Here is a 5,130-nt window from a genome sequence, read left to right on the forward strand (position 1 = left end):
AGATCGTTTGTTTGCATGTCAGTATTGGTTAAAGGAGCATTAGCATTCGGATCGCATCCTAGATCTAGGTGGGTTAAATTAATGAGATTTCCAATGCTTTCTGGCAAACTAGTTAGCAGATTTTCTCCCAGATCTAGGTAGGTTAAATTAACTAGATTCCCAATACTTTCTGGCAGAGGCGTTACTAGAAGATTTCGTAAATTTAATGATGTCCGTCGATCGAGTCTAGCTTGTTCGATTATTTGTTCTAATTCTGCTTGCTTCATTGGTAGAAAGCACTGTTGTGAATTGATGTTCTAATCAGCTACATATCGCCAACCTTCAGGAGCATATTCGCGTTGAATGCGGATTTCCCAATCGCCTTGGGGAATAGTTACCTGTGCGTGTTCCTCGTGGGTGAGGATTGCAGTCGGCGATAAAACTTTGAGATACAATACACCATCTCGCTCGAATAATTCGGCTTCGCCATTGCTAATGCGGTGGCGGTGTCCGGTGACTTCGCCTTCAGCGAGAGTGAGGTGGGGAAGTTTGGTACCTGTGGCGGATGTGGTGCTAGGAATGATGAGGACGTCGCCCTGTCTGATAATTGGATTCATAATATTCACCAGAAGTAGCTTTGGTCAGAACTATCTACCTATCCTACACATCTCGATCGAGTAAATACAGACAACTTCCGAAAATATTCATCCACTGCAAAACACTATAGAATTACCTCAGTGAGCCTCTGTGTGTCTCCTGTGTCCCTCAGTGTTAAATACATGCCCCGCCCGCAGCAAAAGATTAACTCAAGCCACATTCATAATCTGAATTCTCGTCCAATGTCCTAGCGTAATCTCATCTCCAGAAGCGATCGCGATATCTGCCATAATCGCGATTTCCTTGCCATTTACCATCGTGCCATTCGACGAGCCGATATCTCTAAGAATCAGCGAGCCATCGGGATGGAGAGTCAGAATCGCGTGACGCGACGAGACGGCATCATCCAAATCCAACGGAATCTCGGGATGGATGGCACGCGCGACACTGGTGCGTCCGATCAGATTGGTTGAATGGGTGAGGGGAATGGTAATTGGGGCTTGAGTGGGGGCTATAGGGCTACTGGGAGTGGCCAAACTCGGATCGATCGAGATTGTAGCCTGCCATTGACTGTCGGCGCGAGGAGCGGGATTTGCGGGCCGGTCGGGATGATTTGTCGGTGGCTGAGTTGGTGCGGTAGTGGGATTATTAACCGCAGATCGAATCGGTGGTGGAAAATTAGATAAAGGATCGCCACCTTTGGCACCAGTCAGGAAGTTATAACCACAAATCTCACAAAAATTACCACTCTCCGCCTCGTGTGGCGTACTACAGTCGGGGCAAGGTTGAGTGGTAAAAGATTGCGGCGATGTGGGTGTGGTTTTACTAGTAGGATTTGAGACGACTTCGGCAATGCCCAATCCCAGAATCTTTGCCCCACATTCCGAGCAAAAATCTGATTCGGTTGAGTTGTGGCCTTTGGGACAAGTGTACATGAGTGGAGTTGGGAGTTGGGAGTTGGGAGTTGGGAGTTGGGGGCGGGGAGTTGGGAGTTGCTGTACCACCGTATGGGAGTTGCTGTACCACCGTATGGGAGTTGGGAGTTGGGAGTTGGGCTTTGCCCAAGTGGAGCACCTTTTCAAGACAGCGGGGAGCGGGGAGTTGGGATGTGAAAGAAATAATTAAGAACGCTTGCTTTCTTAACTCCCAACTCCCAACTCCCAACTACTTCTGAATTCTAGCCGTTTTGGTCGATCGAGTCTCTAGCATCATTTCGTCTTCTTTAGCGACGGTGCGTTTGATGCGGACGGTGCCAGCGGCGGCGTCTTCGACATCGACGACGGAGCGGAGCAGTTTGGCGGTGGCTTCGTTGCCGGAATCGTGGGCGAGTTGGACGGCTTTACCGAGTTTGACGGTGGCTACTTCGATATTACCTTGCGCTCTGGCTTCTAAGCCTTCTTGGATCGATTGGGCGAGTTCGGCTTGTCCGGTATAGTGGGCGACGCGTCGATCGATCTTAGCGGTTTTGGATTCATCTTCCGTCCAGGTGGCGAGGATTTTGGCTTCGGTGATTTTGGTTTCTTGGCCGTTAGCTTGCGTTATCAAGCTCGCTCTCCCAGCTAACATTTCATCGCCGACATTCCCCGCATTAATTTGGATACAGAAATGATAATCGCGGGATTCGTTATTCCCCCAGGCACCTGTCGGATATTCTATAATCCGATCGCTGACTACTTTCGCGCGACTGGTGACATCGACGATTTCGGGACTGACTTGCTTGCAAAATAATACCTTCGCGCCGATGGGAGTCCACAATCTGAGACTGACATCGCTGACTGTTTTGCCCATGGCTTTGGTAAGAATTGCTTGAAAATCATCAGCAATTCGCTCGGGTGAGGAGATAATATCGGTCGTACCTAATAACCTGGCGGCAATTTTTTGCAATTCGGCGACGCGCCAATCCGTACCCACTCCGCGACACTCACACTGAAATTTGCCTTCGGATGCATCCAAGACTCTGACCAAATCTGGCTCGTCATTGGGATCGTTTTGACCGTCGGTTAGTAATAAGGCTTGGCAAATCGCTTGGGGCATTTTGGTAAATTCGCCCAACGCGGTATGCAACCAAGTAGACATCAATGTCCCGCCACCCGCTGCCATTTCCTTAACCTGGGTAATGGCGCGCTGTTTATTTTCCGGTACGGCATTAACTAGCGGTACCAGTAATTTGGCGCGACTCGATCCGGTGACGACAAAGAATGCCGCATCGGTAGGGAGCAGATTGATGATTTTGACGATCGCCTCTTTGGCGGCAACCATCTTAGAGCCACTCATCGAGCCAGAGGTATCGCAAATAATTCCGAACAGGCGTTGCCCCGTAGGTGCGGTAAATGTTGCCCCATCGCTACTGGTAGTAATCGTCATGATGGCGTTTACTTGTGTTGCCCCTTGAGATAGGTAGGGATTTTGAAAGACTTCGGCGGTGAACATGATTTAGGGGTTAGGTATTAGGTATTAGGCTTTAGGAGAGTTAGGAGCGGGGAACGGGGGGCGCGAATAGGGAATAGGGGGCAGAGGAGGTCGATCGTAGCTCTGTTAATATCTATCCTCAAAACCTAAAGCCTAAAGCCTACCCTTTAACATCTACCCGCTATTTTTTGGTGATTACTGAAAAATTGGGTATAAAAGCTGATTACCTTACGGTAGGCTTCTCTTCGAGACGCTTCGCGAACGCCAACGAGCGGGTCGCAAGTTGCTAATCGCTGGTTACTAGAATTGCTACTGTAATATTATCCTGTCCGCCTTGTTGATTTGCATAGCCGATGAGGTGGCGGACTAGGGCTTGGCTCTCAGGAGCGGGTGATTGTTGAATTAAATGGTGGAGGTAAGCCGGATCTGGGGCGTAGTTCCATAAGCCATCGGTACACAGGAGCAAGTAACCGCTGCTGGGGATGGCGAAAGTCGTGAGATTGGGTTGACCATCGTCGGTATCGGCACCGAGCCACCGCACGATCGCATGGGCGTAGGGGGAAGCTTCGGCTTCAGCGGGAGTATACATGCCCGATTCGATCGCATCGCGCATCCAGGAGTCGTCTTGAGTGAGCTGGAGCGATTTTGTGGGGGCGAGCCAGTAGGCGCGACTGTCACCCAGCCAACCGATAGTCGCGATCTTGTTGCGGACGATCGCCGTGACGATTGTCGTCGAGGAGGGATCGATCGAGGATTTCGGATCGATCGGGATTTTGCTCACAGCGGCAAGTGCGGCGGCGACGCCCAGCTCGATCGCGCTAGCTGGCTCTGTCCCCCGATCTAGAGCTAATTTGATGCCGTTCAGACCAGCAGCGACGGCTGCTTGGGAGGCAAGTTCGGGGTGTTGGGAGCTAGAAACCCCATCACAAACGACAATGATATATGTATCCGGATCGACGATCTCGATGGCGATCGCATCTTCATTTTGCGGGTGGCTGCGTCCGCGATCGCTCCCGCCAGCGAAATTGGGTGCGGGTTGCAATTCGAGAGTGTCATTTGAGAGGATTGCTTGCCGAAAGCCACATTCGACGCAATATCGATCGGCATCAATTTTACTCGCTGGCGCACCGCACTTTGGGCACCCGTTGTCACTCGATGGGGAATGCGGTTTCTTCATTAGATCGACCCCGCATTCTTCACAAAAGCGATCGGCTATGGCGATCGTTCCCCCGCATTGATGACAGTTCATAGGCATTTAAGTTACGATCTTCCCGTCAATTTTACAGGTATAGGGCGGAATTAGAAGATTGGAATTTAAAACTAGTAGTTGGAATCAAATTACTCCCAACGCCCAACGCCCAACTCCCTATTCCCCTTCACCTGACTTGAGCGCGCGCGATTCCAACCAGATGGGCACGGTAATAAAGCCGATCGCGACGAATAGAGCTAAGATGGCAAACTTACTCACCCACTCCAGTAACTGTTCGAGAGAGACGACGCGACCGACAAAAAAGGCCAGCGTCGTCATCACCGCCGCCCAAGTCACGGCACCAACTAAATTAACAGCCAGGAATTTACCAATTGGCATTTCTACAACACCTGCCATCGGACTAGAGACGATCCGAACCAGGGGAATGAATCGACCGAAGAAGACTGCTTTAACCGCATTTTCACTAAATTTAGTCTTGACCTCTTCCAACTGAACTTCTTGAATACGCAAGAGTTTGGCTCCAGCGAGAATGAGCTGCCAACCGCCATATTTGCCCAGTGAGTAGCCACCGATCCCGCCGATAAACGCGCCCATTGCGGCAGTTCCCAGCACGATCCAATAATTTAGTTCGCCGCTCCCAGCCAAAAAGCCACCCACGATCGTGATGGTTTCACCAGGTAATGGAATCCCCAAATTTTCTAACAGAATGCCTACAAAGACCGCGAGATATCCGTATTGACTTGCCAGTGCCTGGATCGTCTCTAGTGATAGGAATTCCATCGATACCTAAAGTGATATAACTTTACATTTATATATTAACTGAGGAATGGGGATTCTCACAGTTTGAGATGAGGATTTCGAGTATCGCTGTTAGCGATCGAACCGTTTATGGGCAGCATGTTGATCATCACTGCGCTGACCATGTTCTTCCGCCC

At 50.3% G+C, this 5,130-nt stretch carries 5 protein-coding genes and 1 pseudogene; all 6 read right to left on the reverse strand.

The features are described 5' to 3' along the window. Positions 1 to 266: pseudogene (locus tag RMO84_RS00775) on the reverse strand (leucine-rich repeat domain-containing protein); the annotation flags it as partial. Positions 267 to 296: 30 nt separating this feature from the next. Then, complete coding sequence (locus RMO84_RS00780; RefSeq protein ID WP_310486516.1) at positions 297 to 596, reverse strand: hypothetical protein; 300 nt, start codon at positions 594 to 596, stop codon at positions 297 to 299. 189 nt (positions 597 to 785) lie between these two features. Continuing rightward, positions 786 to 1,580, reverse strand: a complete 795-nt coding sequence (locus RMO84_RS00785) for an FHA domain-containing protein (RefSeq protein WP_310486517.1) — start codon at positions 1,578 to 1,580, stop codon at positions 786 to 788. Positions 1,581 to 1,740: 160 nt separating this feature from the next. After that, positions 1,741 to 3,006, reverse strand: coding sequence for a VWA domain-containing protein (locus RMO84_RS00790; protein ID WP_310486518.1), 1,266 nt, complete (start codon positions 3,004 to 3,006; stop codon positions 1,741 to 1,743). Positions 3,007 to 3,271: 265 nt separating this feature from the next. Next, the gene (locus RMO84_RS00795) at positions 3,272 to 4,234 is read right to left on the reverse strand and encodes a protein phosphatase 2C domain-containing protein (RefSeq protein ID WP_310486519.1); all 963 of its coding nucleotides are present in this window, start codon (positions 4,232 to 4,234) and stop codon (positions 3,272 to 3,274) included. 117 nt (positions 4,235 to 4,351) lie between these two features. After that, positions 4,352 to 4,975, reverse strand: coding sequence for a DedA family protein (locus RMO84_RS00800; RefSeq protein WP_310486520.1), 624 nt, complete (start codon positions 4,973 to 4,975; stop codon positions 4,352 to 4,354). Positions 4,976 to 5,130: the final 155 nt, after the last annotated feature.

This window comes from Chamaesiphon sp. VAR_69_metabat_338, from assembly GCF_031423935.1.
In the GTDB taxonomy this organism is placed as follows: Bacteria; Cyanobacteriota; Cyanobacteriia; order Cyanobacteriales; family Chamaesiphonaceae; genus Chamaesiphon.

Coding starts and splice junctions, on each gene's coding strand:
- RMO84_RS00790 (WP_310486518.1), bottom strand. CDS start 3,006: ATGTTCACCGCCGAAGTCTTTCAAAATCCCTACCTATCTCAAGGGGCA.
- RMO84_RS00800 (WP_310486520.1), bottom strand. CDS start 4,975: ATGGAATTCCTATCACTAGAGACGATCCAGGCACTGGCAAGTCAATAC.
- RMO84_RS00780 (WP_310486516.1), bottom strand. CDS start 596: ATGAATCCAATTATCAGACAGGGCGACGTCCTCATCATTCCTAGCACC.
- RMO84_RS00795 (WP_310486519.1), bottom strand. CDS start 4,234: ATGAACTGTCATCAATGCGGGGGAACGATCGCCATAGCCGATCGCTTT.